Here is a 4,271-nt window from a genome sequence, read left to right as displayed (position 1 = left end):
TGGCCGCGGGGCCGGTGGGCCGGGTGATGACCCAGAAGAACCTCTCCGAGACGTTCGACATGCCCTTGAAGCTCGTGAAGGTCGCGGACCGCTACGCCGCGTTCGCCCGCTGAGCCGCCCGCATGATCGCGCTGTCCTCGGCCGTGCCCGCCCAGGTCTTCGGTGCCGGGGGCGCCGTGGGATTCGAGTGGTGGCAGGTTCTGCTCATCCTGGTGGCCGGGCTGTGGGCCGGCACCATCAACACCATCGTCGGGTCCGGAACCCTGGTGACCTTCCCCGTGCTCGTGACCATGGGCGTCCCCCCGGTCACGGCGTCCATGTCCAACGCGATGGGCCTGATCGCAGGCAACCTCACGGGCGCGTGGAGCTACCGCAGCGAGCTGCGCGGTCTGCGGCGCACGCTGCTCAAGCTGCTGCCGTGCTCGGTCGCGGGCGGCGTGATCGGCGCCGCTCTGCTGCTGCACCTGCCCGAAGAGGTCTTCGAGGTGGTCGCCCCGGTCCTGATCGTGGTCGCGCTGGCCTTCGTGGTGTTCCAGCCGCGGCTGCAGGCCGTGGTGCGCGCCCGCAAGGAGCGCCAGGGCCCCTCCCCGGCCACGGCGGCCGACGACGCCGTCCCCGGCGAAGCGGGCGTGGCGGCGTCGTCCCCGCAGGTGGACGGTTCGAAGCAGCCTGCCATCCTGTACGTGCTCGTGTTCCTCGCCGGGATCTACGGCGGGTACTTCGTGGCGGCGCAGGGCGTGCTGCTCGTGGGCATCCTGGGTGTGTTCCTGCTCGCACCGCTGCAGTCCGCGAACGCCGTGAAGAACGCGCTCGTGGCGGCCGTCAACATCGTGGCGGCCCTCTCCTACGTGCTGCTCGCGTTCGACCGCATCAACTGGTGGGTCGTGCTGCTCATCGCCCTGAGCTCCACGGTGGGCTCGTGGCTGGGGGCGAAGATCGGCAAGAAGATGTCCCCGGTGGCGCTGCGCACCGTGATCGTGGTCCTGGGCCTGGTGGCGCTGGCGAACATGGTCTCCAAGCTGCTCTGAGCGCTGCCCGCAGGCCGGTACCGTGGCTCGACCTCGGTGCCGCCGGCACCGGCGCCGGACACCCGCTCCCTTCCACCCCGTCCCTCCACCCCAGGACCATCCCGTGACCTCACCCGCACCGCTGTCCGGGCGCATCGTGCGCCTCACCGATCCCGCCGACCCTCGCGTGGCCGACTACACGAGCCTCACGGACGTGTCCCTGCGCCGGAAGCTCGAACCCGAGCGCGGGCTGTACCTGGCGGAGTCCTCCAAGGTGCTGCGCCGTGCCCTGGACGCCGGGCACCGCCCACGCTCGTTCTTCATGGCCGAGAAGTGGCTCGACGGCCTCGCGGACGTGCTGGAGCGTTTCGACGTGCCCGTGTACGTGGGCTCGGACGACGTGCTCGAGCGGATCACCGGCTTCCACCTGCACCGCGGCGCCATGGCGGCCATGCACCGGCCGGATCCGCTGGACCTGGACGAGGTGCTCGCGGCGTCCCGCCGGGTGGCGGTCCTGGAGGACATCGTGGACCACACGAACGTGGGGGCGATCTTCCGCTCCGCCGCCGCTCTGGACGTCGATGCCGTGCTCGTCACCCCGCGCTGCGCGGACCCGCTCTACCGGCGTGCGGTGCGGGTGTCCATGGGCACGGTGTTCCAAGTCCCGTGGGTGCGCCTGGAGCACTGGACCGCGGACCTGCAACGGGTGAAGGACGCCGGGTTCCTCACCGCCGCACTGGCCCTGAGCGAGGACGCCGTGACCGTGGACGCGCTGGCCCAGGAGCAGCCGGAGAAGCTCGCCCTGATCCTGGGCACCGAGGGCCAGGGGCTGGGCGCGGCCACCCTGCACCACGCGGACCGCCACGTGGTGATCCCCATGAGCCACGGGGTGGACTCCCTGAACGTGGCCGCGGCGAGCGCCGTGGCGTTCTGGGAGACGCGCCCGCGCTGAAGCGCGCCCGCCCTGCAAGGGGACGCCCCGTGGCTGCTCCGGGCAAGGACGGGCTCTGTCGGGTCGATGTCCGTTGGGACGGGTGCTCCCGCGGGCAGGGCCGCCCCCGCGGGAGGGCGGGCGCGGCGGCGTCGTCCGGTGCGTGCGAATGCCGAAGGGCGGCTCCCCGCACGGGGAGCCGCCCTTCGGCGTGTCAGCGGGCGTTCTGGCCCGTGAGAGCACTCAGCGCGTGGTCCACACCCCGCGCTGGGAGGTCCAGTGGGCGGTCACGCCGTTGGAGAACTTCTGCTGGACCTCTCCACCGGAGCGGTACTCCTCGGTGGTGGGCCAGCCCCAGCCGCGCTCCAGGCCCGCGCGCTTCCACGCGCCGCCGATGGCCCCGGTCTCCTTGACCGCGTGGGCGCCGGTGGCGGGGCTCCACAGCACCTTGGTCACCGACGCACCCTTGCGGTGGACCTGGTAGGCCCCGCCCTTGACCCGCATCTCATTTGTGCTGGGGAAGCCGTAGCCGCGCTCCCGGCCTCCGGAGATGAACTTCTTGCCCACCACGGTGCCGTTCTCCACGATGTGCGCCCCGGTGCTGCGGTGCCAGTAGATGGTGACCTTTCGGCCGTTCTTCACGAACTCCTGGTAGCGACCGCCGTCGGCGGCGTTCGCCTCGTTCATCACGGGGTTGCCCCACCTGGCGGCGCCGCCGGTGGCTCGCCAGGCGGCGCCGATGCCGCCGGAGGCGCTGAAGCTCGTGGGCGCCACCGCACGCACGGCGGCTGCGGGGTTCAGGTTGAGGGAGCCCAGCCGCCCGCTCGCGGTGGACGTGAGGATCTGCTCCACCCGCGCGGGGGTGATCGACGGGTCCCGCTGCTTCATGAGCGCCACGGTTCCGGAGACCAGCGGCGTGGCCATGGAGGTGCCGTACATGTTGCCGTAGGTGGCACCGGCGGGGCGGGTGGTTCCGGCGTTCACGGTGGAGAGCATGGGGAACTGTCCGGTGCCGCCGGGCGCGAGGACGTCCACCACGGCACCCGTGTTGGAGTAGCCCGCGGTATTGCCGTTGTTGTCCGAGGCGCCCACCACGATGGTGTTGTCGCAGTTCGCCGGTGCGGTCCCGCCCGCGTTGACGGCGGAGTTCCCGGCGGCCACCACCACGGGGACCCTGCGGCTCACGGCCGTGTTGATGGCGTTCTGCATGGTCCAGCCGCACTCGCCGGGGTAGTTCAGGGACAGGTTGACCACGCTGGACGGGTTGGGGTTCGCGGGCTGGCCGGCCACGGGAGCGCCCGCGGCCCAGGCGACGCCGTCGGCGATGTCCGAGACCCAGCCGTTGGTGCACTTGCCGAGCACCCGCACGGGCTGGATCTTCGCCCCGGGGGCCGCGCCGGAGATCCCGGCGCCGTTCTGGGTGACGCCCGCCGCGAGCCCCGCCACGTGCGTGCCGTGCCAGGACGAGGGGCGGGCGGCGGGGGAGCACTCCCCGGCGCCGCTCCAGTCGCCCTCGTCCTGGGGGTTGGCGTCCCGCAGGTTGCCGTCCCGGGAGAGGTCCGTGTCGTTGATGAAGTCCCGGCCGGGGACCACCTTGGAGTTCAGGTCCCCGTGGGAGGTGATGCCGGTGTCCAGCACCGCGATGGTCTGGCCGTTGCCGCGGGAGAGGTCCCACGCGCGCGTGAAGTCCACACCGCCCTGCTCGGGCCACAGGCTCCACTGGAAGTTCGTGTAGGTGTCGTTGGGCACCCAGGAGGTGGTGGCGAGCCGGTCCGCCTCCGCGTACTCCACTGCCGGGTCCGCCTGGATCTCGGAGAGCACCTTCTTCTGCTCGCCCTCGTCCAGCTCACGGTCCAGCTTGATCACGTCCGCCTGCCCCGCGGTGGTCTTCACGTGCTCGGTGGCCTCCGGGGCGCGGGCCCCGTCCAGGGCGTCCTCCGCGGCGGTCTCCACCACCTTTTCCTTGGTGGTCTCGGGCGCCGCGGTGTCCTTGAACTTCACGATCACCCGGTCGGTCTCCGTGGGCGGGTCCGAGGGGACCGTGGTCGCGGGCGTGTCGGGCGCCGCCTCCGCGGGCGCGGCGGCGGCAGGCTGCGCCGTGAGCACCAGGGCCGCCGTCACGGCCAGGGGCAGGCAGGACCTGCGGACGACGGCGCCCAGCACGTTCCGGGGCCGCGCCGCGGCGGCGTCGTGGGCCGGTGCCGCGAGGGACATCGACCCGGAGGAAACGGAGCTGGACGGAACGGGGGGAGTGTGGCGCGCGCAGCGCGTGCGGGAACGTCGCAGTGTCATGGAGGGGGGGGACCTTTCGTGGCCACGGCACGGGATCAGGG

At 72.4% G+C, this 4,271-nt stretch carries 3 protein-coding genes; 2 read left to right on the top strand and 1 reads right to left on the bottom strand.

Annotated features, from left to right (window positions below; genetic code table 11):
• Positions 1-122: 122 nt before the first annotated feature.
• Both CWC38_RS11085 and CWC38_RS11080 read left to right on the top strand, forming a co-directional pair.
• Positions 123-1,028, top strand: a complete 906-nt coding sequence (locus CWC38_RS11085) for a sulfite exporter TauE/SafE family protein (protein ID WP_121846783.1) — start codon at positions 123-125, stop codon at positions 1,026-1,028.
• 103 nt (positions 1,029-1,131) lie between these two features.
• A complete protein-coding gene (locus tag CWC38_RS11080; RefSeq protein ID WP_121846782.1) occupies positions 1,132-1,959 on the top strand; it encodes a TrmH family RNA methyltransferase in 828 nt (275 codons plus the stop codon).
• Between the two features lie 222 nt (positions 1,960-2,181).
• Here CWC38_RS11080 and CWC38_RS11075 read toward each other — a convergent pair whose 3' ends face one another.
• Entirely contained in the window at positions 2,182-4,152 is a 1,971-nt protein-coding gene (locus CWC38_RS11075; RefSeq protein WP_240625236.1) for a S8 family serine peptidase, read from the bottom strand.
• Between the last annotated feature and the right edge of the window lie 119 nt (positions 4,153-4,271).

It is taken from the genome of Kocuria tytonicola, assembly GCF_003687455.1.
In the GTDB taxonomy this organism is placed as follows: Bacteria; Actinomycetota; Actinomycetes; order Actinomycetales; family Micrococcaceae; genus Kocuria; species Kocuria tytonicola.
Note: the sequence above shows the minus strand (reverse complement) of the source record. Positions and strands in the feature narration are given on the sequence as shown.